Raw genomic sequence first — 25,654 nt, forward strand, 5'->3', positions numbered from 1 at the left:
CTATGGAGAAACTATTGGAAATATTGCAACGTGTTCGACCAGATGTCGATTTCAACAATGAAACATTATTAATTGATGATGGAATTTTGGATTCAATGGATGTCGTGTCTATTATATCTGAGTTAGATGATGAATTTGGCGTACAAGTTCGTATTAATGAACTAATTCCCGATAATTTCAATTCAGTTGAAGCGATTTGGAATTTGATTCAGAACTTGAAAAATCCTAAAAAAAATACTAAATGATAAATCCAATGGATTTGACTGATAAGCGTATATTGCTTATTGGAGGTTCAAATGTTTTAGACGAAGCAATTTTTCGTCAGATCAAAGAACTTGGTGCGAAAGTCGAAGTGTATGAAGAGAGAAATACAGCACACATTGAGTCATATATCAAACAACTCGTAAAATCCAATGGTGCCTTTGATGGTGTTGTATTTGCTATTGTACACAGTGATTTTAAACCACTTCAATTTGTTAAACCTGGAAATTTGAATGAAATTTTGAATGACAATTTCAATGTTTTTATTGAGGTCGTACGTTCGCTCAAGAAAGCAAAAGGGATGGAAAACGGAGCAAGTATTGTAGCAATGTCCTCTATTAGTAGCATCAAAGCTATGAAAGCAAAGATGGCTTTCTGTTCTTCAAAAGCTGCTTTGGATGCAGCTGTTAGGTGTTTGGCTGTTGAATTTGCCAATGATGGTATTCGAGTGAATTCTGTCCAAAAAGGTGGAGTTGACGCTGATTTTGAAAAAAATCATATTCAGAGTATTAGTGCTATTAATGGCGGTTTAGTACAGCAGCAGATTTTGGGGTTGACAAAAGCGGAAGAGGTAGCAAATGTAATCGCCTTTTTACTTAGTGATGCTACTAAAACGATTACGGGTACATCAATAGTAATAGATGGAGGATATATATTATGAATAGTGCTATAGATTTTACAAATAAGACTTTTGTTGTGGCTGGTGCTGGTGGCATTGGTGCTGCAACAGCTAAAACACTTAATGCTTATGGTGCTCGAATTCTTTTATTAGATCTCAATGAAAATAATCTCAATAGAACTTTACTAGAACTCAAAGGTGAAGGAAATAAAACATATATATGTGACTTCTCGGCAATCCATACTATTGAACCTTGTGTAAACTCCATTATTGAAGAGAATGGTCCTGTGGACGGATTGGTATTTTGTGTTGGAGTTGGTGTAGTGCGTCCCTTAAAGTTGTCAAAATACGAATTTATGCTGAAAGTGATGAATGTTAATTTTTTTTCATTCATAGAGATGATAAGATGTTTTTCTACTCGTAACGCATATAATTTACAAGGTATGAATGTTGTTGGCGTTTCAGCAATTGGTGCTTTTCTTGGAAATTCAACGAAAACTGCATATTGTGCATCTAAGGCTGCTATGAATTCTGCTGTTCGCTGTATTGCAAAAGAATTAGCTCCTAAAAATATTCGTATAAATACAGTTGCACCTGGTGTTACTGATACTCCTATGGCAAGAATGTCTGAAAATTATGGGGGGGATTCTGAGGAATACAAACAGATACTACACCGACAGTATTTAGGCATTTGTCAGCCCGAAGACATTGCAAATACAGTGGTTTATTTAATGAGTGACTTGTCTAAAATGGTTACAGGTAGTTGCATTAGTGTTGATGGCGGTAAATTATCATCATAATAATTAAATCTTTTTTTTACAATGACTATTGAAGAAAAAATTGCAGTTCTAGAAGATATGCTGGAACTAGAGAATGGTACATTGACTGTGGAGACGAAACTTTCTACGGTAGATGAATTTGATTCTATGGCGAAACTTTCGCTTATTGTTATTTCTGATGAAGAATTCGGAAAGAAATTAACAGGTGAACAGCTTCGTGAGTTCAAAACCATAGGTGATATTCTTACATTTTGGGAATAATGCTCAAGGTTAAAAAAATCATTAACGATGCCCCTTCTTCAAATATGTATGTACTATTTGAGGAGGGGCAGAATAATGCTTTTCTTATAGATGTGAGTGATGTAAAAGTGTTGTTTAATGAATTGCCGAAAGATTTGAATATTCGAGGGATTTTTCTTACACATACACACTTCGACCACATTGCAGGCATAAATGAGCTTGTTTCACGATTTCCTAGTTGTAGTATTTATACATCAAAATATGGAGAAGAAGCATTGTATGACGATAGGAAAAATTTTTCGTTTTATTATGAACATTCTACCATATATGAAGGTCAGAATGTGATACTCCTTTCAAGTGGTGATGAAGTTCAATTATTTAATAATGTAATGTTATACGTAATTGAGACACCTGGTCATTGTCCAAGTTGTTTGACTTATTATACGGATAACTATATTTTCACAGGAGATAGTTATATTCCTAATGTTAAAGTTGTAACTAAATTACCGTATGGTGATAAAATAAAAGCAGAGACTTCTATTGAGCATATTCTTTGTTTGGCTGAAAGCAGAATTGTTTATGCAGGACATGATGTGGATAAGTGGAAAAGTATTTTGTAGATTATTATCATAAAAGTAAGATATGAATCAGTAAATGCCTTTTGGCTCAAACAATGCAATAAAGCGGAAATATTTCTCCTGCGGACTTACATATTTGATTCATTTAAAATAATTCGATATAGTAGATCATGAAAATTCCATTTTCGCCCCCTTATATTGACGAGGCGGTCATCAACGAAGTCGTTGATTCGTTACGTTCGGGCTGGATAACTTCCGGTCCTAAAGTAAAAGCATTGGAAGAAGAAATAAAAGTATTCTCTAATGCTCAAGAAGTGCTTTGTGTAAACTCATGGACTTCGGGAGCTATTATGATGCTTCGTTGGTTGGGAGTAACTACTGAAGATGAAGTAATTGTTCCGGCGTATACATATAGTGCTACGGCATTAGCAGTCCTTCATGCGGGTGCAAAGCCTGTTATGGTAGATTCCGGAGAGGATTTCAATATCTCTGTGGATGCTATTCGAAAAGCAATTACGCCAAGGACCAAGGCTATTATTCCGGTAGATATTGCGGGCTTCCCTTGTGATTACGACCGTATCATGAGACTCGTTAATGAACCGGAAATACGCAATCTGTTTCAGGCGACGTCATTGGTACAGGAAAAATTAGGACGTATTCTTGTAATGAATGATGCGGCCCATTCTTTGGGAGCTTATTACAGCAAGAATCAGCGTACAGGATGCGAAACGGATATTGCTATCTTCTCTCTTCACGCCGTAAAGAATGTGACGACGGCCGAAGGAGGAGCCATCTGCCTGAATTTGCCCGAACCGTTTGATAATGCGGAACTCTACAAAGAATTGCGTATGATGAGTTTGAATTGTCAAACTAAAGATGCTTTTTCCAAATCCAAAGCCGGTGGTTGGCGTTATGACATAGTCGGTCTGGGAATGAAAATAAATATGGCTGATGTAAATGCAGCTATCGGTTTGGCTCAGATACGGGAATATCCTGAACTACTGAAAGAACGTAAAAGAGTATTCAATACCTATTCTAAAGCATTTGCTGATTGTGACTGGGCTATTTTGCCACCTTCTGAAGATAGAGAAAAAGAAAGCTCATATCATATCTATGCATTGCGTATCAAAGATTTCACAGAGGAACAGCGTGATCGTATGATTGATGAAATCGCGAAAAGTGAGGTTGCCGTGAACGTTCATTTTATCCCGATGCCGATGCTTTCCTTCTTCAGCTCGTTGGGATATGATATAAGGAACTATCCACAAGCTTATGAGAATTTTAAAGGTGAAATCTCCTTGCCCATTTATCCACAGTTGGATGAAGAAAAGCTGGACTTTATAATCAAAGCTGTAAAAGATGCATACCTTAAAGTGACTGTTGATAGGTGATGATTCGTTTTTTTGATATTTTATTTTCCTTTCTGGGTATTCTATTCTTATCTCCTGTTTTCCTTTTCCTGTATATTGCTATCCGTCTAGAAAGTAAAGGTGGTGGTTTCTATAAACAGCTACGTGTGGGACGTGGAGGGACGGATTTTTATGTCTATAAGTTCCGTTCAATGCGTATAGGAGCTGATAAGCAAGGTTTGATAACTGTAGGCGGACGAGATCCCCGGATTACCCGTATCGGGTATTTTATCCGCAAATATAAATTAGATGAACTACCTCAGTTATTCAATGTATTGAAGGGTGATATGAGTCTGGTAGGGCCGCGTCCGGAGGTTCGTAAATATGTGGAACTCTACACTGAGGAACAGCGGAGAGTGTTGTCTGTTCGCCCGGGAATTACGGATTATGCATCTATAGAATATGTAGATGAAAATACGATTTTGGGACAGGCTGAGGATGCGGACAAAGCGTATGTAGAGCTGATACTTCCGGATAAGATACGCTACAATATGAAATATATTGGGCATCAGTCTGTAATGGAATATTTCAAGATTATATTTCTGACAATATGGAGCATTGTCCGCTGATGAGACGTACCATTGAGATAATGAAATGGCTATTTGTTCCACATTATGTTTGGAAGAAGTAGTATTGAATTGAATGGTGTAATAAAAAAGGTCGAAATCTTTATCGGTTTCGACCTTTTTTATTACATATCCTCCAACGTCAAGCATTTTCCCTCAATCTCATATTTGAAAAGTACTTTTTTATGAATCGCTTCTATCTTGCTTTGGAACAACTCAGGTTTGAAATTCTTTCGCAATCGTTTAACTTCTGCAATAAGTGCTTTTTTCTCAAATAAATAAATCCCCACTATATCTATCTCATTAGCATTACCTTTAGTTTCCCACCAAGAGCCGATATTCAGAAATTCCCCGCTCTCTATCATTTTCTGGCGAAAATAGTCCTCTAACATGAAACCTGAATAAGTAGGATAGTCTCTTTTAATAATACTACTTAATCCACTGAAATTCCGTATCTCCAGCAATGATTGATATTTATCGAAATACCGGAACCAGAAACGTAAAAATGGATCGGATATTTCATACCTTACGGTTTGCGTCCCTTCTTTCGAGAATATAGGGCGCTTTTTGGAAACTATGCTATAATCTTCTTCCAGGCGTTTCAGATATCCGCCTAGGCTGATCCCTAACTTCGCTTCCATTTCAGTAATCGTATTTCTTCCCTCGGCAATAGCTCCTATAATAGAGAAATAATTGCCGTATTTCTTTCCGAATTCTTGTATTAATAAAGTGTTTCCTTCATCTATAAAGGGAGAGTCGGGCTGTACCATGAAGTCAACCATGCTTTCCATTTCAGTTGTTCCGGCATCCATTAATAATTCTATATATTTAGGGACGCCTCCGGTAAATGTGTAGAGTGCCAGTAAGTCATCAGGCGTGTAGTCAGGTTTGTAATCATGTAGTATTTGTTTGATAACATCAGTGGTAAAGGGATACAATTTCAAAACTCTGTCACTCCTTCCATATAATGGTTCTTTGGCATTCTTGAATATCTGCTCCATTAATGTGTATACAGAGCCACTGACGATGAGGTTGACATTTGTTCGGGTACGGAAACGGTCCCAAATGTCCTGCATGCCACTGTAAATGGAGGGATTGATATTATAGAATTCCTGAAACTCATCGATAACTAAATTGAATTTATTCCGGATACCCTGCTCCATAACAAACTCAAAGAGTTCAGTGAAGTTGTATATCTTTCCGGGAATAGTTATATTTAAAACCTGGGCAACGGTTTCTGCAAACTTAGAGCACAAATCTGCCTCATTACTTCGTTTGACGAACCAATAAAGAGTAAGAGTGTTTTCGCAACTCTTAAATATCAGGCTTGTTTTGCCTATACGTCGACGCCCTGTCAAAACTGTTAGCTTTGAATGTTCTGAAAAAGCTAACTCACGCACTTTTTGCAGTTCGTCCAATTCTTTCTCGCGGTTGTAGAATTTCATAATGAGTTTCCTATTGTAACGATGGTTAATTTCACGGCGGTTAAATTAACCGTGGTTACAAAAATAGGAGATTTTATGGAAACATACAAGATTACACCTCTGTTTCTGATATTCTTTTATTCTTTTATTCTTTAAGCAGCCGACGGCTGCGATAACCTCAAACTGCTCACTACCGCAGCAATCAGTGCAAACATACTCCCCGTTATCAAACACACCTCCGTGTTCTCACTTCCTGCTACCCAACTGAATAATAATGCCACAAGCGTCGTTCCGAATGTCTGCCCCATGAGCCGTGCCATTCCCATCATTCCACTGGCTCCACCGGAACGCTGTTTGGGTGCGGAAGCAATCATTGTACTGTTATTCGGTGTCTGAAAGAGTCCGAATCCGACTCCACAAAGAGCTAACCGTAAACAGATACTGACAATCGATGATTCTGCGTCCAACATCGAAAGCGAGTAAAGACCTATACAGAATATTCCCATCCCGATACTTCCCAATATTCCCGGGTGAATACGTTCTACCAGGTAGCCGGCGGCCGGTGCAGCAAACAGTGTGGCGAGAGGCCAAGGAGTCAGTAGGAGTCCCGTCATGACTTCGCTATGTCCCAATGTGTTTTGCAGAAAGAAGGGCAGCGAAATCATAGCCAGCATCTGCGCGGTGAATGAACAGATGGAAGTCAGAATCGAGAGCCTGAAAATGGGGATTCTCAGTAAGTCTAACGGCAACAGGGGGGACTCTTGCCCCAACTGCCGACGTACATAATATGTTCCTACGACAATCAATATCACTGACTGGATTATCAGATAATCATAGCGTTCATGATGCGCAAAACCATCCAATGTATAAATCAATAATCCGAAGGTAATAGCATTGGCCACCGCACTGATAACGTCAAACTTACGTTTCGATAGTTCCTTTTGCTCAGGAAGATACTTGATTCCCAATATCAGGGCAATGATCCCCAATGGCAAATTTATCGCAAATAACCAGTGCCAGGAAGCTATTGACAAAATACCACTGGCAACAGAAGGACCTGCCGCCGCCGATATGGCAATTACCATTGCATTAATCCCCATTCCACGTCCTATCTGTGTTTTCGGATAGATAAGACGAAGCTGGGCTGTATTTACACTGGTGATAGCTGATGCACTGAATCCCTGGAAAATACGGGCGGTTGTCAGAGTCCAGAAGGAATCGGATAAGGCGCATATAAGTGATGTCACACAAAATAAAGCAATGCCGGAGAGGAATATCTTACGATATCCGAAGATTTCGCCCAATGCAGAAAAAGAAAGTAATGACACTACAATAGCCAATTGATAACCATTGACAATCCAGGTAATCACAGAGTCCGAAGTTCCAAAATCATGTGCGAGGGTAGGGAGGATTACAGTACTGATGTTGATATCGAGCACTGACATACAGAGAGCGAATCCAATAGCCACTACCGCCCATATTCGTTGCGGAAATGGCAGCCCGTCTGTTTCGTCTATTTTCTGGGATTTTCCATCTTGAACCATATAATTTCTTTTATCTGCGAATTAAACAAAACGTTCAATCTGCTGTTCGGAAACCTGTATAAAAATAAGTTTTTTTAGAAATTGTCTCGTAGGAAAGTAATGTGGAGAAGAAACTTCTTTGTACCTTTGTGCCCGTCAATACTAAAATCAATAATAAATAATAGGATTTATGGGAGGATTTTTCGGGACAGTCTCCAAAGCGAGCTGTGTGACGGATTTATTTTACGGTACAGATTATAATTCACATTTAGGAACTAAGCGGGGCGGGCTTGCCACGTATGATGCAGAAGAGGGCATGTTTGCCCGATCCATTCATAACCTGGAGAGCACTTATTTCCGAACCAAGTTTGAAGACGAACTGGATAAGTTTAAAGGAAATGTCGGAATAGGAATCATCAGCGATACAGACCCGCAACCCATCATCATTAACTCCCACCTCGGACGCTTTGCTATTGTAACAGTAGCCAAAATTGTGAATCTGGAAGAAATAGAAGCAGAGCTACTTTCCCAAAATATGCACTTCGCCGAACTGAGTTCAGGCAATACCAATCAAACTGAGCTTATCTCACTACTCATCATACAAGGAAAAACTTTTGTAGAAGGTATAGAAAATGTTTACCGCCGTGTCAAAGGCTCTTGCTCTATGTTGCTGTTATCAGAAGATGGCAGTATCATTGCGGCTCGTGACAAGTGGGGACGCACTCCGATTGTAATTGGCCGGAAAGAAGGGGCATACGCTGCAACCAGTGAGTCAAGCAGTTTCCCGAATCTGGATTATGAAATAGACCGCTATCTCGGTCCGGGAGAGATCGTTCGTATGACTGCCGATGGAGTGGAACAACTGCGGAAGCCGGAGGAAAAGATGCAGATTTGTTCTTTCCTGTGGGTATATTACGGTTTTCCCACTTCCTGCTATGAAGGTCGTAATGTAGAGGAAGTACGTTTTACCAGTGGCTTAAAGATGGGGCAGAGCGATGATTCTGACGTAGATTGTGCTTGCGGTATTCCTGATTCCGGTGTAGGTATGGCTTTGGGGTATGCCGAAGGAAAAGGAGTTCCTTATCATCGTGCTATTTCTAAATATACACCGACATGGCCGCGCAGCTTCACTCCCAGTAAGCAGGAGATGCGCTCATTGGTAGCGAAGATGAAACTGATACCAAACCGTGCTATGCTGGAAGGCAAGCGCTTATTGTTCTGTGACGACTCCATAGTACGGGGGACGCAACTTCGGGATAATGTGAAAGTACTGTATGAATATGGTGCCAAGGAAGTACATATCCGTATTGCTTGTCCACCGTTGATTTATGCTTGTCCGTTTGTAGGTTTCACGGCATCCAAGAGCCCGCTGGAATTGATTACACGTCGTATTATTGCAGAACTGGAGGGAGATGCCGACAAGAATCTGGAGAAATATGCCATTACCGGTTCACCGGAATATGAGAAGATGGTCAGCATTATTGCCGAACGTTTTGGCCTTACAACTTTGAAGTTTAATACCCTGGAAACTCTCATCGAGTCCATCGGATTGCCGAAATGTAAGGTTTGTACACATTGTTTTGATGGAAGTAGTTGCTTTTAAGTAACTCTAAATACTAACATTTTGTAAAAAGGGGCGTGAATTGCTTGGCAGTTCACGCCCCTTTTTCTACCTTTACGGCAGAACTATTGACTACTGTTGATAGATAATTGGTAGTTCATGTTCTCGATCATAAATCATAAATAATAAATAATATGGCTTTAGTAGAACGTTTTTTGAAGTATGTAAGCTTCAACACCCAGTCCAGTGAAGAGACAGAGGTGACTCCAAGTACTCCGGGGCAAATGGTATTTGCCAAATATTTGAAAGAAGAATTAGAGTCTTTAGGTTTGGAAGACATAACGCTGGATGAGCATGGCTATTTGTTTGCCACACTTCCGGCAAATATCGATAAACCGGTACCTACTATTGGTTTTATCGCCCACATGGACACCAGTCCCGATATGAGTGGCAAAGATGTATCTTCCCGCATTGTTCAAAACTATGACGGTTCTGATATTGTGCTTTGTGCAGAAGAGAATGTAGTCCTTTCTCCGTCTCAGTTCCCCGAACTGCTGAATCATAAAGGGGAAGACCTGATCGTTACCAATGGCAAGACATTGTTGGGAGCAGATGATAAAGCAGGTATTGCCGAAATCGTTTCTGCGATAGTATACCTGAAAGAGCATCCTGAAATCAAGCATGGCAAGATTCGTATTGGTTTCAATCCGGATGAGGAAATAGGATTGGGCGCACATAAATTCGATGTGGAGAAGTTCGGTTGCGACTGGGCTTATACAATGGATGGCGGTGAAGTAGGAGAGTTGGAGTTTGAAAACTTCAATGCGGCATCTGCCAGAATCACCTTCAAAGGTCGCAATGTACATCCGGGTTACGCCAAGAATAAGATGATTAATTCAATTCGCGTAGCCAACCGTTTCTGTGCGATGTTACCTGCTCATGAAACGCCCGAACATACCGAAGGTTACGAAGGCTTCTACCATCTCATCAGTTTCAACGGCGATGTGGAGCAGACTACAGTGGCCTATATTATCCGTGATCATGACCGTGCACGTTTCGAGAGCCGCAAGAAGAAAATAGAACGCTTTGTCAGTGAAATCAATGCTGAATATGGTGAAGGTACAGCAACGCTTGAACTCCGTGACCAATATTATAATATGCGCGAGAAGATTGAACCGGTAATGCATATCATTGATACGGCTTTTGCCGCAATGGAGGCTGTAGGTGTGAAACCGAATGTGAAACCTATCCGTGGTGGTACGGATGGCGCGCAGCTTTCTTTCAAAGGTTTGCCTTGCCCCAATATCTTTGCAGGTGGTCTGAACTTCCATGGACGATATGAATTCGCTCCTATCCAGAATATGGAGAAAGCGATGAAGGTCATCGTGAAGATTGCTGAACTTGTTGCTATAAAATAATTTAATACCTTAAGACATGAAAACCACTCCGTTTACAGAAAAACATATCTCGCTGGGTGCTAAGATGCATGAGTTTGCGGGATATAATATGCCGATAGAATATTCCGGTATCATTGATGAACACCTCACAGTTTGTAACGCTGTGGGTGTATTTGACGTTTCCCACATGGGAGAATTCTGGGTGAAAGGCCCCAATGCGTTGGCTTTTCTTCAGAAAGTGACTTCCAATAATGTGGCTGCCCTGACTCCGGGCAAGGTGCAATATACCTGTTTTCCCAACGAAGAAGGCGGTATCGTAGATGACTTGTTGGTTTATCATTATGAACCGGAGAAATACCTGTTGGTAGTGAATGCTTCGAATATAGAAAAAGACTGGAACTGGTGCGTTTCGCACAATATCGAAGGTGCCGAATTAGAAAATGCTTCCGACCATATGGCTCAACTTGCCGTGCAGGGACCGAAAGCCATTCTTGCTTTGCAGAAACTGACGAGCATAAACTTGTCGGAACTGCCGTATTACACCTTTACGCATGGTGAGTTTGCCGGTGAGAAAGATGTGATTATTTCCAATACTGGCTATACTGGTGCAGGAGGTTTTGAGCTTTACTTCTATCCCGAAGCTGCCATGAAGATTTGGAATGCCGTGTTTGAGGCAGGTGAAGAATTTGGCATCAAGCCGATTGGCTTGGGTGCACGCGATACGCTTCGTCTGGAAATGGGCTTCTGCCTGTATGGCAATGATCTGGATGATACGACATCACCTATTGAAGCAGGTTTGGGATGGATTACCAAGTTTGCTGAGGGTAAGAACTTTATCAATCGCCCGATGCTTGAAAAGCAGAAAGCGGAAGGTACTGTACGTAAGTTGGTCGGTTTTGAAATGGTGGATCGTGGAATTCCCCGTCATGGATATGAACTGTTCAATACAGAAGGCGAAGCTATCGGAGTAGTAACTTCAGGTACTATGTCGCCTACTCGCAAGATTGGTATCGGTATGGGCTATGTAAAACCGGAATATAGCAAGGTAGGTACGGAAATTTGCATTGATATGCGTGGACGTAAACTGAAAGCAGTAGTGGTTCGTCCTCCATTCCGTAAATAAGATGAGTCGGAAATCACCACTGATTACACGGATTAGCACAGATTAAAAGCAAATATAATTCTCAATATAAATACCTGTGTAAATCCGTGTAATCTGTGGTGAAAAAGACTTTATAACATTCTTTCCTTTATAATCTATTGATCTTATCTAATAATTGATTGGCCCAGGTTATTTCTTTGCTTGTCCATTCTTCCTCTTCTCCTTGCATTCCTTGTTCCTGATATCGGGAAAGTAATTCCAGATATTCCTTCAATGTGCCGGCGGCTTTAGCCTGTTTATTCATGCGCATTAGCAATAGAATCTCCTGTTTGTATATGTCAAGATTCGGACTGTTTCCTGCTAATTCTTTGGCTTTCCAAAGCAGGGTGGCACATTCTTCATTTACCTCTTCTGTGTTGTAAAGCGCCATCCGTGATTTCGCAAAGATGACGTAATCATGGTCGGTAGCCAGATTATTATTGATATTCTTCTGTATTAATCTTCCGGCTTCTTCATACCGTTGGTCTGCCATGTTCATGGCTGCGTTGAAAGTCACTACATCCGATGTCGCTTTGAGATAAGGATGACTGATTTGGTTTTCCGCCTGGTCGGCTTTGTCTATTCGCTTTTTCAGGTTGTCGATGCTGCCGTAGCGAAGTAGCTTATGACCGCGTTGCTGTATATTATAGTACCCGATGACTTTGGAAAGTGCAGACGCCAATCCATCGGGATTCATCCCCTTGAATTCCAATAACTCACGTGCAACCCGGTCGGCTGCGTATTCCTGGTTATTCTTGTAATTCATTCCTAGGCGATTCACTACATTTACATTCAGTAGGGCGGCAACGCTTCCGATACTGGCAACAGCACCTACACCTAAAGCTGTATCGTCGTCATCCCAGTATGCCACTTCCAGGGCTGCTTCGGCAGTGACGGCAAGAACCGTTCCCCAAAAAGCTGCCCGCTTGGCACGGCGTTCAGCACGGTAGATGTTATTAATCTGATGGTCCAGTACGAAATGAGACATCTCATTGGCAATAATGGCGGCAAGTTCATCCTCCGAATCAAGTGTGCAGAGCAGACCGGTACTAATCAGCATTGTGCCGTTGGGCAGCATGTAAGCATCCGGTTCGGGTGACTGGATGACGCGTACATTCAACCGTTCGCTGCGATTGGGATCTATGCCGGTGGCAGTCAGTTTCGTAAAGATATTCTGTACGTACGAAGTGATGAAATCATCCTCATAGCCGATCTCTTCCAGCTTGTACAGGTAATCCCGACATTCTTCGTCTACTTCCTTGCGCAACTTAGAGTTATATCCGCGTTCACCGAAATACTCATACAGATGTTGTTTCAGATAAGTTTGCTGCCAAAACTCCTGATTGGTTTCGGGAGGTGAGAGTTTAATGGCCTTCAGGGCAGAAGAAGGTACTGCGAATTGCATACCGTTAATTTCGGTTGCATAGAAAACATCGGAGCCTAGTTGTTCTGCCGATTTCATTTTCACTACCTTGCGGATCACCACGGGAGTGCCGACCGGATAATTTTCATACTGCTGTTGTAATTCACCCTTTAGTGCAATCGGGCCGCTCAAGTCTTTCGGCTTAGCAGCAAATCCTGCTGTGGAGAGGAGGACGGCGAGGACAACGAAAGTGATAAGACGTTTCATATGGATTCGTTTATGGTTCGTACTATTGGCTTATTATCAAAATTGCTGATACAAAAATAGGAAAGAGTTTTCTCTCTTTCCCGCTCTTTTCCCTACAAAGTGATAGGGAATTTCCTATAATAAAAAAGGGAGGACTTCGTGAAAGTCTTCCCTTTTTTAACTTCAAAAGAAGTCAATTTTATTTCTTCTTACGGTCACCGTAGCGGCTCATAAACTTATCAACGCGACCAGCTGTATCCACCAATGTAGATTTACCAGTATAGAACGGGTGAGAAGTGTTAGAGATTTCCATCTTTACCAACGGATAAGTTTCACCTTCAAACTCGATGGTTTCTTTCGTATTTACGGTTGAACGAGACAAGAACATGTCACCATTAGACATATCTTTGAATACTACCGGACGGTAATTTTCAGGATGAATACCTTTTTTCATTTCAATATTTTTTTTTTAATTATTATATTCGGTTACTATTTTGGTAATAAATAGTGTAATGGTCTTATTTTTCAGAGTGCAAAGATAGTGCAAGTCGCAGATAATACAAAATAAATTCAGATTTATTTTTGCTTAAGGTGCAGTCTACCTTTGTTTAAAGGCAGTGTATTTCTCCGAATTAGAAAAAAGTTCCCTCAAAAAATAGGTTTATCGCTTTTTATTTCAGATTTTTGCATGGTATTTTAATTTATATTCAGCATGAAGAAGCTACTTTTCTTAATTTCCCTATGGCTCTGCGTCACTACGGCAGGTGCCCAACAGAACGAGCGGGAACTGTATGGTGTTGCGTTTTATAATCTTGAGAACCTGTTTGATACGATTCATGATGCAGGTAAGAACGACCTTGAATTTTTGCCTTCCGGCAGTTATGCATGGACGGCTGAGAAGTATGAGGCCAAGTTGAAGAACCTTGCCAAAGTTCTGAGTGAAGTATCGCGCGACCGCGTGCCTGAAGGACCTGCCGTTATCGGTATAGCCGAAGCTGAAAACAACCGGGTACTGACAGATTTGGTAAGCCAACCGGCTATATCCAACTATAAATTCGTGCATTACGAAGGTCCGGATAAACGAGGCATTGATTGTGCATTGCTTTATGATCCGGAACAATTCACCGTTACCAATTCCAAACTGGTGCTTTCCACTCCTTTTGAGGGGGACACTGTACACTTGACGCGTGGTTTCCTTATTGTAGACGGACAGATGGCAGGCGAACGCGTTTGTTTCATCGTCAATCACTGGCCTTCCCGTGGAGCTAAGTCTCCGGTACGTGTACATGCAGCCAAACAGGTACGGGCATTGACAGACTCTCTGATGCGTACGGACAAGAAACTGAAACTGATAGTCATGGGAGATATGAACGACGATCCCATGGACGAAAGCATGGCTACACTGGGCGCACGCAAGTATGCAAAGCAGGTGAAGAAGGGCGAATTCTATAATCCCTGGTGGGAAACCCTTGAAGATAAAGGTGTGGGAACATTACTCTATCGTGGCAAGTGGAACTTGTTCGACCAGATTGTAGTCTCCCGTCCTTTGCTGAAAGCCAAGAAAGGTTTGAAGTACGATCATAATGAAGTCTTTATCCGTGAATATCTCTTTCAGCAGGATGGCAAGTACAAAGGCTCTCCCTTGCGCACGCACGGCGGACGTGTTTGGTTGAATGGCTACAGCGACCATTTACCCACTATCATTTATTTGAAAAAGTAATATATAATAATGTGTAAACGAAGACCGGGAAGCTAAACTTGCTTTCCGGTTTTTTTGTTATCTATATAAAGGTATGCAGAAGAGGCTGATGAAGGCTACAGATGAAAAGAGTTTGTAACATAGAGATTACAATATTCTGTTAAAATCATCCAATAGCTTTAAAATAGAATTGTTTCAATGGGGATAATACGATAATTTATTCCCAACCTGTTCTTCCATTTGAAGGATAATGCTTACTTTTGCGTAGAATTTTTATTCACTAACAATAAACTTTAAACAAAATGATTAATTACAAAGATTTAGGGCTCGTAAACACAAGAGAAATGTTTGCGAAAGCTATTAAAGGTGGATATGCTATCCCGGCTTTCAACTTTAATAATATGGAACAGTTGCAGGCTATTGTAAAGGCTGCTGTTGAAACCAAATCTCCGGTAATCCTCCAAGTATCTAAAGGTGCCCGTCAATATGCTAACCAGACATTGTTGCGTTACATGGCAGAAGGTGCTGTAGAATATGCAAAGGAACTGGGTTGCAAACACCCTGAAATCGTTCTTCACCTCGACCACGGAGATACATTCGAAACTTGCAAGTCTTGTATCGATATGGGTTTCTCTTCAGTTATGATCGACGGTTCTCACCTGCCTTACGAAGAAAACGTTGCTTTGACGAAGAAGGTAGTTGACTACGCTCATCAATTTGATGTAACTGTAGAAGGCGAACTTGGTGTATTGGCTGGTGTAGAAGACGAAGTTTCTGCTGAACATCATACTTATACTGACCCTGAAGAAGTAATCGACTTTGCTACTCGCACAGGTTGTGACTCTTTGGCTATTTCTATCGGTACTTCTCACGGTGCATACAAGTTCAAACCCGAACAATGCCACGTAGATCCGAAGACTGGTCGTTTGGTACCTCCTCCTTTGGCATTCGAAGTATTGGACGCTGTAATGGAGAAACTTCCGGGATTCCCCATCGTATTGCACGGATCTTCTTCAGTTCCTCAGGAAGAAGTTGAAACTATCAACAAGTTTGGTGGCAAGCTGGAAGCTGCTATCGGTATTCCTGAAGAAGAACTGCGTAAGGCTGCTAAGTCTGCAGTTTGCAAGATCAACATCGACTCAGACTCTCGTCTGGCTATGACTGCTGCTATCCGTAAGGTATTCGCAGAAAAACCGGCTGAGTTTGACCCGCGTAAGTATCTTGGCCCGGCTCGTGACAACATGGAAAAGATGTACATGCATAAGATCATCAACGTGCTTGGTTCAGACGGTAAATTGGCTGAATAATCCACGGGATTTTAGACTGAATAGAAGGTTGCTCTTGAAAAAGGGCAGCCTTTTTTCGTGGTCAGTAGTCAAGTCGGTTTTTCATTTCCTCAGAACAATTTTATAGAGTGCTATGAGGTTGAAGTATGGCTTTAAGTCCGTTCATGCGAAAGATTCTCTATTCGCGATGTGATTTCTTCTTTTATAGTATGAATCCAGTAATCGCTGACACTTGCCTTTTCTCTATAAAATTGGTAATTCCTAACGGTGCCGACAGCCTTTTCTATAGATGATTCCGCTGACTTGATATTATATCTTTTCGCAAGTCCAAGCAAATCTTAGCGGGTTATTGCTTGCGTCTTTCCGTTTATCATCATGCTGTGACGATTGATATAATGTGGGGCATTCGGATCAACAGTAAACGTGTAGCCATACTTCAGAATAAAACGTGCCGGAAAATGCATCCCGGTAAGTTCAGGGAAGAAAAAAGGTAAGTTTTTCCATTTGCTAAAGTTTTAGGTTTATGTTAAAGCTCTGTTCTTAAACTTCTATAAAGACACTACATCAGAAAGGTGAAGTCAAGTGTTTCAGCCCTCATTTTAAATCGTTTTTCTATTTATGATGCTAATCTTTTGATTAATAGTATTTTTCAATTCCGCCAAATCCTATAATCGTTTTGTTTTCTTTTGTTTTGCTAATGAAGTTATTTAACCGCTTCTCAAATTCTTCAGGACGTTTTCTTGCGGCTTCGATGTACGCTATTCGGATTCGTTTATATGCTTCGGAAAATGGCTGATAGTTTTTCCATACCGTTTCATCTTCTTTCAATTTATCAATTATATCATTGGGAAAAATGAAAGGCTCAGATAAAATGCTTCGCGTTTTATCTTCAAATTTTGGGTGTATCATTTTATTTTCCAATAGCCATTTAAGTCTTTCTTTGTTGGCTTGTGAGTAAGTACTTTTAGGATTTCTGGGTGTGAAACGCTGAATTTTATGATCTTTGTCAAGTGGTTTTGTTGTGCTGTCAATCCAATCGAAGCAAAGGGCTTCTTCAACAGCATCATTGTATAAAATACCTTTTTTACCTGATGGCTTATAGGGAAATACAAACCATATTTCACAGGAGGTTTCAAAGTTGTCCATTAACCACTTTCTCCAATCTTCTCGATTTTCAAAATACTTTATTTTATTTTCTGTAGTCATAACAGGTATTCAAATTGATTATTTTATAGCTTTACTTTCGTGATAATGAAGCATTTTGTTAATTTACTTTTTGCCTCAGCAATTTTTGTATGTAACGCAATTACTATTCTCCACGATAGTAATATGCAGGCTTCGATAGTTTAACGGTTTATTACAGCTGCCAAAAATACTAAATCTTTGAGAAAGGTCTCCAATTATCTCTTAAAACCTTTACCCTGATTCGATTGAACTTAGCCAAAGGCTTGATATAAATCTTAATTTATGCTTATGAGGCCACTATAATCTTTATACCATATCGTCTCCCGTCTTCACCACAGCCACTTTCAGAGTCTTATGGAAAGGGATGAAAGCGGAAACCACTGCGATAACCAATGCGGCAATCAGCAGATAGCCGATTACAGTCTTGATGCCCAGTAGCAGACTTTGTTGCTGAAGCGTGGAATAAAAGTTATTGGCGGCTAACTGGCTGGCTTCATCGTATCCGTGCCCCTGTACCAAGGCACTGTTCATGGCTTGCGCATAGCGGGAGGAAGCCAGTGGATTAGTGAGCGTCATGTGTTCGGAAAGGGTATTCATCCCTTTAATTTGTAAGTAATAGAGCAGGTTACTGAAAAAAGAAGCGGATATTGCCGGAGCCAGCACAGAGCGGAGGGATATCAGAAAGAAAGCGTTAGACAGCATGAGCTTAGGATCCAAATCTTCTACTACATATACACCGAAGGCTATGAAAAGAGTCATCATCCCCGTTTCAGTGCTTCGGTTTCTACCATCATGCCTGCGCGGAGGCTTTTCATCTCTTCGGGAGTGGCGTCGTCCAGCTCGATGCGAACGGGAATGCGTTGCTGCACTTTGACGAAGTTGCCGGCGGAGTTATCAGTCGGAACCAGGGCGTACTTGGAATCGGTTGCTTCGGATATAGCGGTAACTGTGCCGTGAAAGATATGCCCGCGGAAAGCATCGACCTTGATGCGTACTTTCTGCCCGATGTAGATGTGGGAAATCTGCGTTTCTTTGTAGTTGGCGGTGATCCATTTGTCGTTGCCCCGTACAAGATGGGAGATGGTTTGCCCGGCTTGTACGAATTGTCCCGGTTCGAGGGTGCGGCGCCCTATATATCCGTTGTAAGGAGCGGTGACTATCGTATAAGAGAGATTCAATTTTGCCATATCCAGATCCGCTTCTTTGCGAAGGATATTCGCTTCGATACCGGTGGATTTCTTGCTTGTTTCGGAGTATTGGGATTTTGCCGCTTCCTTTTGTTGCAGCAGGGCCTGATAGCGTGCTTGGGTTGCTTCGTAGGCGGTTTTTATCTGTTCATATTGTTGCTGGCTGACGGATTCTTCGGCAAGCAGGTTGGCATAGCGGCGATAATCTTGTTCCTGCTGCCAGAGCTTGGCCTTGGTTTCTGCAATGTTGGCTTCCTGAATGGCTACATTTACTTGCGAGGTCTGAATGCCGGAGCTTAATACGTCTTTTGCACCTTTCGCATCCATCAGGGCAGCTTCCGCATCCTTTACTTTGATGAGATATTCCCGGTTGTCAAGAATGAGAAGGGTGTCTCCGGCATGCACAGGCTGGTGCTCTGTGAAGCGGACTTCCTTGATATAACCCGAAGCGCGGATATTGAGCGGAGCTATATACTGGTCTACTACGGCATCATTGGTGATTTCGTAATGAACGTATTTCCAGAAGTAATTGATCGTCCATGAAATTCCCGCTAGTGCAAGGAGGATACATACCGTATTGAGGGTGATATTCCTTATTCTTAATCTCTTCAGTTGCAGTTCAGCATCCAGCCGCACGCTGCTTGCATCCAGCAGGTCGGTGAAGATGGAAAGCTGGTTCAGGTAGCGGTTTTGCACAATCCGGTAGTTTTCTTCTGCCTGGCTGACAGAGAGCTTCAGGGCTTCTATGCGGTTCAGAGCCTCTTTATGACGGGTGCAGGCAGTTCGGATCTGAATACGGATGTTCTGCATCAGGAGTTCTTCGGCATACTTTTGAAGTTGTACCGCCTGCCGGGCTTCGTGCATCTTGTGCTTATTCTGATAAAGAGACGACAGGTTGTATGAGAGGCTGAGACCGATGTTCCAGTTGTTGTTGTACATGTCAGCCAGCGTAGTGCTGAGTGGGCGTGCAAGGGTGTTGCCCGCATGCAGTGACAGACTGGGAAGGTAGTTTGCTTTAGTCAGCCGGATATCGTTTTCTGCCAGCAGGGTTTGTTGGCGGACAATCTGCATACCCGGATAGTTGTTGTAGGCTAATTGTACATACGTATCATAATCAGACACACTGACGGCGGTATACAGTAAAGTAGTGTCCGGTGCTATCAGCTGTGATTCGTCCAGTCCCAGCAGAATATCGAGTTGCTGCGAAGCTATGGAGATGCTGTTGTCGGCTTCCTGATAGGTCAGGCGGTCGTTGGTCAGTTGCAGTTCACTGCGGATTTCATCATTGTGGGTGACTATGCCTTCTTTTTTCATCCGGCGGATATCTTTCAGTCGGTGTTCGGACTCTTCGATGTTGCGTGCCAGCACTTCCCGCTGCTTGTAGTAACTGAAAAGCGTCATGTACTGTTGCAGCAGTACCAGCTTGATTTCGGCTTCATTGTCGGCACTGGTCAGGGCGGCTATTTGTTTTTTAAGTTCGGCCTGATGTATTTGGGCTTGTATCCTTCCTCCCTGGTAGAGAGGTTGCGTCAGGTTGATGTTATAGTTTTGTGACTAGTCCGGCGTTTCGGGGCGCGTGGGATGTGAAAGTCCCCGCTGAAAGATGACGGGTTGGCCTATGATTCCGGTGCTGGCACCTACTTGGATATCTGGCAATCGGTTTGTGTATGCAGACTTCTTTTGGTCGTTATAAATAACCTCTTGTAGTTTGCTCTTTTTAAGTTGAAGACTGTTTTCTGTGCCCAGACGGAAAAACTCGTTTACGGATAATAGATGAGCATTCTCCTGAGCGGTTAGCCACAACGGAGCTACAGCAAATATGTGAATGAGTAAGAGGCGAAGATAATTAGAATTGGTTGAATATCTCATAGAGTGTCTCTAGTTGATTGGAACATGCGTATAGGTTCTCTATTCCCATCAGTTGGCCCGTCTGGGTATAAAAATCCTTGATGAGCGGGCGTACACGGTCGGATATCTCTTCTCCTGCGGGAGTGAGGTACACAAGTCGGTTACGGCGGTCGTTAGGGTCTTCTTGGCGCATGATCCAGCCTTTCTTTTCGAGGTTTGCCATCAGATTAGTCATGCAGGCTTTGTCTTTGGCTGTTTTTTCGGCTAATGCCTGCTGGCTGATTCCTTGTTCCTGCCACAGGGAACTCAATACTTGTAACATTTCAAAGGTGATATCTATGTTATTGCGTTTCAAAACGCGTTGCAGAGCTTGGCGGAATGCCATGCGGGTCTTCAGTATTAGTAAGATTAGCCCTCGGGATGAATTGTAATTCTCCATTGCTACGTTGCTTTTTATTTTTCGGGCACAAATGTAGAGCTTTTTATCGAAATTAGTCAAATGTTTGACTAATATTTGTGAGGGGAGATTTGGAAGAAAGATTAGAGAATATACTTTTATGAATAAAGAAAGGGCATAGAAAGCTAATTTCTATACCCTTCTGTTATAATTGAAATACGATTTATAATTCGATCACCAATGATTCTCTTGGTCCCATTGTCAGCGATTCACCGAATGCAACTGTCTTTCCGCTGAGAATATCTTTTCCTTGTTTGGAATCTTTCAATATTTCTTTGTAGAATTTCAAAGGAACAGTAGTTTCGGCATCTGTACCATTCAGCATTACGAATACGGTTTTACCTTTGTGCTGGCGGGCATACGCATAAACACCATTCTGTACCATGAATTGCACCATGCTACCTTTGGCGATAACATCATTTCCTTTACGCCAGTTTAATAAGGTCTTGTAGAAGTTATAACATTCGTTCTGTATCTTACTGCGTCCTGCGGCTGTCAGTGCAGTTGCTGTATCGTCAGTCCATCCGCCGGGGAAGTCTTTACGAACGTATCCGTCACTCTTGCTTTTCACACCGTTCATCATGATTTCCGTACCATAATAAAGTTGCGGAATGCGGCGGGTGGTAAGTAGCAAGGTAGAAGCTTGTTTCAGCATTGGCAGATTGTCGCCTTCACCCAGGAAGCGGTCGGTATCATGGTTTTCGATAAATGCCAGTACGGAAGCCGGGTTGGGGTAGAGGAAGTCGTATACGAAGTTATTGTATACGCGATCCAGACCTTTGAACCATGTTTCGGTCTGCTCGTTTTTGGCAGTGTTGATTTTATCGAAGAAGCTGAAGTCCATAACGGTTTTCAGGTTACTGTTCTTCGGGGCAGAGAGTTTGGAATCCATTTGCCACCAGGCTGTATAAGCCGGTTCGGTAACCCAGGTTTCGCCTACGGTGTTGTAGTTGGGGTATTCTTCGTTCAGCTCTTTCATCCAGTTACTCATGGCGTCATAGTCGGCATACGGATAAGTGTCCATACGGATACCGTCAATATTGGCGTATTCAATCCACCAAAAGCTGTTCTGTACCAAGTAGCGATATACGTGTGGGTTCTTTTGGTTAAGGTCTGGCATAGCGGTGACAAACCAACCATCGTTCATCTGGTCGAAATCGTATTGTGAAGTATAAGGGTCAACGTGCGGAGTCAATTTGAAAGAAGTCTGCACGAAATTCTTTTCATGATCGGGATTGTTGAACCAGTCTTTAGACGGCATATCTTTAATCCATGGATGCTCTACACCGCAATGGTTGAAGATCATATCCATTACAATCTTGATGCCGCGGTCGTGGCATTTGGATATCAGTTGCTGATACTCTTCGTTGGTACCGAAACGTGGATCAACTTTATAGTAATCGGTAGTAGCATAGCCGTGGTACGAACCGCCGGTCATGTTGTTTTCCAGTACCGGAGTGAACCAAAGGGCAGTTACACCCAAGTCGGAGAAGTAATCCAAATTTTGCTCGATACCTGCAAGGTCGCCACCATGACGGGCGTTCGGATCGTTGCGGTCTACTTTGTATTCAGCCATGCCGGGGATTTGGTCATTGTCCGGATTACCGTTTGCGAAACGGTCGGGCATCAACAGGTAGAGGGCGTCGGAAGCATCAAAACCTTTGTGTTCACAGCTTTTTTTGCTGCGTGCTTTCAGTTCATACTCTTTGACGATTTTCTTTTTGCCTTGTACAAAAGTGAGAGCTACTTTACCGGGTTTCACATCTTTCTCCAGTCTCAGGTAGACAATCAGGTAGTTCGGGCTTTCCAGCTTGACTGTGCTGCTCAAAGAAACACCGGGATAGTTGACAGTAACGGAAGAGTTACCGATGTCTTCACCGTAGACCATAAGTTGGAGTTCGGGATTTTGCATTCCGGCGTACCAAAACGGAGGGTCGATTTTGTTTACGTTCATAGCTGCATACGTACTAAGGGAAAGTAAAAACGTTCCCAGGATAAGGAATAATTTTTTCATGATATTAGCTTTTCGTTATTATATCCGTATTTTGGTGCTAATATAAGCAAATAGCGGAGAAAGCTGCCGCTACTCCGCTATTATATACTTTATAATGTTATGCAAACGTTTTCAATGAATTAGCTACGAGCTACAAGTTACGAGCTACAAGTGGTTTGCTGTGTAATAGCGCAGCTACTCGTAGCCTGTAGCTTGTAACTTGTAGCTTGTCACTTATTCGCTTTCCCTTGAAAGAAGTCATCCACTTTCTTTTTCTCGCGAAGATCTTTCAGCCAAGTTTCGGCTGCACCATAATAAGTACTTAAGCCTAATATTACATTTCCTTTATCATCTGTTTCGGGTTGCTCACTGCTGTTTTTGGGACGCGTTTTAAGGAAAGCCTCCAGACAACGTTCTGTATTCTTTTTATCTTTCAACTGATATTGGTAAACATATGCCATGTCATACAAGAGCTTATGATTTTCTATATCATATTTATCATATCTGTCTTGCATCGTTTTGATTTGCTCTTTAGGCATTAGTGCCATTTTATAGCAGTCTGTGAGGCCAACATAGAGGCGTACCATAGCGCTATCGGGTGGGGTAGCATATGCCACAGCTTCTTCCAGATATGCAACTCCTTGATCCTTCCATGACGTTTTGGAACAGGAGCGTCCTAAATAATATAGCAGATTCACATTACGCTTATCATATTGCCGAGCTACTTCCAGTATATCATGTGCTTCATAAAACTTTTCTACTGCATAATAACTGACTCCTAAATAGTAACAGGTGGTAAATGTACTGTCCCCTAGGCTTAGTAACTGTTCGTATCTCTGTATTGCGGTCTGATAATCTTTCATCAGGCAGTATGCCAATGCATTTTGTTGGTTTACAACAACGTTTGTACTGTCTATTTGGCGGTATTTTTCAGTAGCTTCTATAGCATAATTATAAAATGCTCCTTCGATGTGTAGTCTTGCTGCTTTCGCAGCAGCCAGAAAATCGTTGGGATATTTTTCCTGTATGTTTTCATAGCATCCTAATGCTGCTAAAATGTCATCTACCCCTTCAAAACTTTGAGCTTGTAGGTGTAATGCAACAGCCGAGCTATCTGTTTCTGTAAGTAGACTGCTCTCTCCCAATGCTTCATCGAATTTTCGCTGATTCAGTAATAGAGTAATGTATTGAATACGGGCATATTTATTATCCGGATTCAGGTCTACTGCCTTTTGGTAATATTTCAATGCCTGTTTGTTTTTTAATAATGACTTGCAGCACTCTGCTGCTTCAATATAAGCTCGTGGATTCAGAGAATCTTGCAATATGACTTCCTCGTATACTTGCAGCGCTTCCCTGTTATTACCAAGACTTTTCAGAGCTTTCCCTTTTTGATAGAGTAAGGGGATAGTCAGCGTCTCCTTATCTATAAGCGTCAATACCGTTTCATAATCATAGTTTGCCATTGCTTCCTGAATAGGGTTGGTATTTTGTGCCATCAGCAATGAAGAGGCACTGAAAAAGAGTAGAATAAAGAGTTTTCGCATAGTCTTTTTATCTTTTAAGTATTGCTTAATTGGCTGCAAGTTACTAAAAAGATTTTCTTTACGAAATATTCGTAGCATCTTTTAGATAGATTAACGAATAAAAATAGCGCCCCTTCAACCGAAGGAGCGCTAAAATATACCGGATGTTTTGAATGGTAAAGATACCACTCAACGCACATGTCTTTTACATCAAGAATCCCAGCAAGATACCGGCAGCTACTGCTGAACCGATTACACCTGCAACGTTCGGACCCATGGCGTGCATCAGCAGGTAGTTTGTAGGATCATATTCCAGACCTACTACCTGAGAGATACGTGCTGAATCAGGTACGGCAGATACACCTGCATTACCGATCAACGGATTAATCTTATTATCCTTCTTCAGGAAGAGGTTGAATATCTTCACGAAGATGACACCTGAAGCGGTAGCAATCACGAATGATAATGCACCCAGACCGAAGATCTTGATAGAGTCAAGCGTCAGGAATTCAGAAGCCTGAGTAGAAGCACCTACTGTCAAACCTAATAAGATAGTAATTGTATCAATCAGCGGACCGCGTGCCGTTTCAGCCAAACGACGGGTTACACCACTTTCTTTCAACAGGTTACCGAAGAACAGCATACCCAACAAAGGCAGACCGGACGGAACAAGGAAACAAGTCAGCAACAAACCGATAATCGGGAAGATTACTTTCTCCGTGTGAGAAACTACGCGTGGCGGTTTCATACGGATCAGACGTTCGTGCTTGTTGGTCAATAGGCGCATGATAGGCGGCTGGATTACCGGTACCAACGCCATGTACGAATAGGCTGATACCGCAATTGCACCCATCAGGTTAGGGGCCAGCTTGGATGAAAGGAAGATAGCCGTCGGACCGTCAGCACCACCAATGATACCGATTGCACCGGCTTGCATAGGATCGAAACCTATTTCCAAAGCAATCATGTAAGCACCGAAGATACCAAACTGAGCAGCAGCACCGATCAGTAACAATTTAGGATTGGATATCAGAGATGAGAAGTCCGTCATGGCACCAATGCCCAGGAAGATGAGCGGCGGATACCATCCAGAGGTTACTCCCTGATACAGGATGTTAAGCACAGAACCTTCTTCATAGATGCCGACTTTCAATCCGGCTTCCATGTTAAAGGGGATATTACCGATCAGCATACCGAATCCTATAGGAATCAGCAGCATCGGTTCAAATTCCTTGGCTACCGCCAAGTATATGAAGAACAAACCTACCAGGATCATAACGACGTGGCCTACCGTTGCATTGGCAAAACCCGTGTACGTCCAGAAGTCGGCAAGATTGTTTCCTATAAATGTGATAAATTCTCCCAT

Annotated in this window: 23 protein-coding genes and 1 pseudogene; 12 read left to right on the forward strand and 12 right to left on the reverse strand. The window is 42.1% G+C overall.

What is annotated here, in order from left to right; translation table 11 throughout:
• Positions 1 to 2 precede the first annotated feature (2 nt).
• The 7 genes from VYM24_RS12370 to VYM24_RS12400 all read left to right on the forward strand — a co-directional run bounded on the left by VYM24_RS12370 (position 3) and on the right by VYM24_RS12400 (position 4,455).
• On the forward strand, positions 3 to 245 hold the full coding sequence (locus VYM24_RS12370) for an acyl carrier protein (protein ID WP_330940155.1): 243 nt from the start codon (positions 3 to 5) through the stop codon (positions 243 to 245).
• Positions 246 to 253: 8 nt separating this feature from the next.
• Complete coding sequence (locus tag VYM24_RS12375) at positions 254 to 922, forward strand: SDR family oxidoreductase (protein WP_330940156.1); 669 nt, start codon at positions 254 to 256, stop codon at positions 920 to 922.
• The gene (locus tag VYM24_RS12380; protein ID WP_330940157.1) at positions 919 to 1,680 is read left to right on the forward strand and encodes an SDR family NAD(P)-dependent oxidoreductase; all 762 of its coding nucleotides are present in this window, start codon (positions 919 to 921) and stop codon (positions 1,678 to 1,680) included. The genes VYM24_RS12375 and VYM24_RS12380 overlap by 4 nt, the downstream gene beginning before the upstream one ends.
• A gap of 21 nt (positions 1,681 to 1,701) precedes the next feature.
• The gene (locus VYM24_RS12385; RefSeq protein WP_022208038.1) at positions 1,702 to 1,920 is read left to right on the forward strand and encodes an acyl carrier protein; all 219 of its coding nucleotides are present in this window, start codon (positions 1,702 to 1,704) and stop codon (positions 1,918 to 1,920) included.
• Positions 1,920 to 2,519 carry an MBL fold metallo-hydrolase gene (locus VYM24_RS12390; RefSeq protein ID WP_224322040.1) on the forward strand — a complete coding sequence of 200 codons (600 nt, stop codon included), beginning with the start codon at positions 1,920 to 1,922 and terminating at the stop codon, positions 2,517 to 2,519. Before VYM24_RS12385 ends, VYM24_RS12390 begins: the two co-directional genes overlap by 1 nt.
• 128 nt (positions 2,520 to 2,647) lie before the next feature.
• Positions 2,648 to 3,868, forward strand: a complete 1,221-nt coding sequence (locus VYM24_RS12395; RefSeq protein WP_330940158.1) for a DegT/DnrJ/EryC1/StrS family aminotransferase — start codon at positions 2,648 to 2,650, stop codon at positions 3,866 to 3,868.
• Entirely contained in the window at positions 3,868 to 4,455 is a 588-nt protein-coding gene (locus VYM24_RS12400; RefSeq protein WP_224318866.1) for a sugar transferase, read from the forward strand. Before VYM24_RS12395 ends, VYM24_RS12400 begins: the two co-directional genes overlap by 1 nt.
• Positions 4,456 to 4,577: 122 nt before the next feature.
• Here the strand turns inward: VYM24_RS12400 and VYM24_RS12405 are convergent, their stop codons facing one another.
• Together VYM24_RS12405 and VYM24_RS12410 are read right to left on the reverse strand one after the other, a co-directional pair.
• On the reverse strand, positions 4,578 to 5,897 hold the full coding sequence (locus tag VYM24_RS12405) for an ATP-binding protein (protein WP_330940159.1): 1,320 nt from the start codon (positions 5,895 to 5,897) through the stop codon (positions 4,578 to 4,580).
• A gap of 131 nt (positions 5,898 to 6,028) precedes the next feature.
• Complete coding sequence (locus VYM24_RS12410) at positions 6,029 to 7,420, reverse strand: MFS transporter (protein WP_299087712.1); 1,392 nt, start codon at positions 7,418 to 7,420, stop codon at positions 6,029 to 6,031.
• 169 nt (positions 7,421 to 7,589) lie between these two features.
• On the opposite strand from VYM24_RS12410, the gene VYM24_RS12415 reads away from it, so the two are divergent.
• The 3 genes from VYM24_RS12415 (at position 7,590) to gcvT (ending at position 11,480) form a co-directional block, all read left to right on the forward strand.
• On the forward strand, positions 7,590 to 9,002 hold the full coding sequence (locus VYM24_RS12415) for an amidophosphoribosyltransferase (RefSeq protein WP_291550559.1): 1,413 nt from the start codon (positions 7,590 to 7,592) through the stop codon (positions 9,000 to 9,002).
• Between the two features lie 152 nt (positions 9,003 to 9,154).
• The gene (gene pepT, locus VYM24_RS12420; RefSeq protein ID WP_330940160.1) at positions 9,155 to 10,378 is read left to right on the forward strand and encodes a peptidase T; all 1,224 of its coding nucleotides are present in this window, start codon (positions 9,155 to 9,157) and stop codon (positions 10,376 to 10,378) included.
• A gap of 16 nt (positions 10,379 to 10,394) precedes the next feature.
• The gene (gene gcvT / locus VYM24_RS12425; RefSeq protein ID WP_291550557.1) at positions 10,395 to 11,480 is read left to right on the forward strand and encodes a glycine cleavage system aminomethyltransferase GcvT; all 1,086 of its coding nucleotides are present in this window, start codon (positions 10,395 to 10,397) and stop codon (positions 11,478 to 11,480) included.
• Positions 11,481 to 11,607: 127 nt separating this feature from the next.
• Here gcvT and VYM24_RS12430 read toward each other — a convergent pair whose 3' ends face one another.
• Together VYM24_RS12430 and VYM24_RS12435 are read right to left on the reverse strand one after the other, a co-directional pair.
• Positions 11,608 to 13,128 carry a M48 family metallopeptidase gene (locus VYM24_RS12430; protein ID WP_330940161.1) on the reverse strand — a complete coding sequence of 507 codons (1,521 nt, stop codon included), beginning with the start codon at positions 13,126 to 13,128 and terminating at the stop codon, positions 11,608 to 11,610.
• A gap of 178 nt (positions 13,129 to 13,306) precedes the next feature.
• Positions 13,307 to 13,561, reverse strand: coding sequence for a type B 50S ribosomal protein L31 (locus VYM24_RS12435; RefSeq protein ID WP_007212861.1), 255 nt, complete (start codon positions 13,559 to 13,561; stop codon positions 13,307 to 13,309).
• Positions 13,562 to 13,819: 258 nt separating this feature from the next.
• Between VYM24_RS12435 and VYM24_RS12440 the strand changes: the two genes are divergently transcribed.
• The gene (locus tag VYM24_RS12440; protein WP_330940162.1) at positions 13,820 to 14,827 is read left to right on the forward strand and encodes an endonuclease/exonuclease/phosphatase family protein; all 1,008 of its coding nucleotides are present in this window, start codon (positions 13,820 to 13,822) and stop codon (positions 14,825 to 14,827) included.
• A 281-nt stretch (positions 14,828 to 15,108) separates the two neighbouring features.
• Complete coding sequence (locus VYM24_RS12445) at positions 15,109 to 16,113, forward strand: class II fructose-bisphosphate aldolase (protein ID WP_007212863.1); 1,005 nt, start codon at positions 15,109 to 15,111, stop codon at positions 16,111 to 16,113.
• Between the two features lie 615 nt (positions 16,114 to 16,728).
• Here the strand turns inward: VYM24_RS12445 and VYM24_RS12450 are convergent.
• The 8 genes and pseudogenes from VYM24_RS12450 to VYM24_RS12490 all read right to left on the reverse strand — a co-directional run bounded on the left by VYM24_RS12450 (position 16,729) and on the right by VYM24_RS12490 (position 25,654).
• Positions 16,729 to 17,298: a YdeI/OmpD-associated family protein gene (locus VYM24_RS12450; protein ID WP_299089141.1), complete on the reverse strand. Its 570-nt coding sequence runs from the start codon at positions 17,296 to 17,298 to the stop codon at positions 16,729 to 16,731.
• Between the two features lie 285 nt (positions 17,299 to 17,583).
• Positions 17,584 to 18,042, reverse strand: a pseudogene (locus VYM24_RS12455) (MFS transporter); the annotation flags it as partial.
• Entirely contained in the window at positions 18,036 to 19,865 is a 1,830-nt protein-coding gene (locus VYM24_RS25470; protein WP_483073343.1) for a TolC family protein, read from the reverse strand. The pseudogene VYM24_RS12455 and the gene VYM24_RS25470, both read right to left, overlap by 7 nt.
• 153 nt (positions 19,866 to 20,018) lie before the next feature.
• Positions 20,019 to 20,333, reverse strand: a complete 315-nt coding sequence (locus VYM24_RS25475) for a hypothetical protein (RefSeq protein ID WP_330940163.1) — start codon at positions 20,331 to 20,333, stop codon at positions 20,019 to 20,021.
• Positions 20,311 to 20,751 (reverse strand): MarR family winged helix-turn-helix transcriptional regulator, encoded by a 441-nt coding sequence (locus VYM24_RS12475; RefSeq protein ID WP_330940164.1) that lies wholly within the window; start codon positions 20,749 to 20,751, stop codon positions 20,311 to 20,313. Before VYM24_RS12475 ends, VYM24_RS25475 begins: the two co-directional genes overlap by 23 nt.
• Positions 20,752 to 20,932: 181 nt before the next feature.
• Entirely contained in the window at positions 20,933 to 22,783 is a 1,851-nt protein-coding gene (locus VYM24_RS12480) for a glycoside hydrolase family 13 protein (RefSeq protein WP_330940165.1), read from the reverse strand.
• Between the two features lie 209 nt (positions 22,784 to 22,992).
• Positions 22,993 to 24,309 carry a tetratricopeptide repeat protein gene (locus VYM24_RS12485; RefSeq protein ID WP_330940166.1) on the reverse strand — a complete coding sequence of 439 codons (1,317 nt, stop codon included), beginning with the start codon at positions 24,307 to 24,309 and terminating at the stop codon, positions 22,993 to 22,995.
• Positions 24,310 to 24,493: 184 nt separating this feature from the next.
• Positions 24,494 to 25,654 (reverse strand): sodium ion-translocating decarboxylase subunit beta, encoded by a 1,161-nt coding sequence (locus VYM24_RS12490; RefSeq protein ID WP_007215594.1) that lies wholly within the window; start codon positions 25,652 to 25,654, stop codon positions 24,494 to 24,496.

It is taken from the genome of Bacteroides sp. MSB163 (assembly GCF_036416795.1).
GTDB lineage: Bacteria > Bacteroidota > Bacteroidia > Bacteroidales > Bacteroidaceae > Bacteroides > Bacteroides maternus.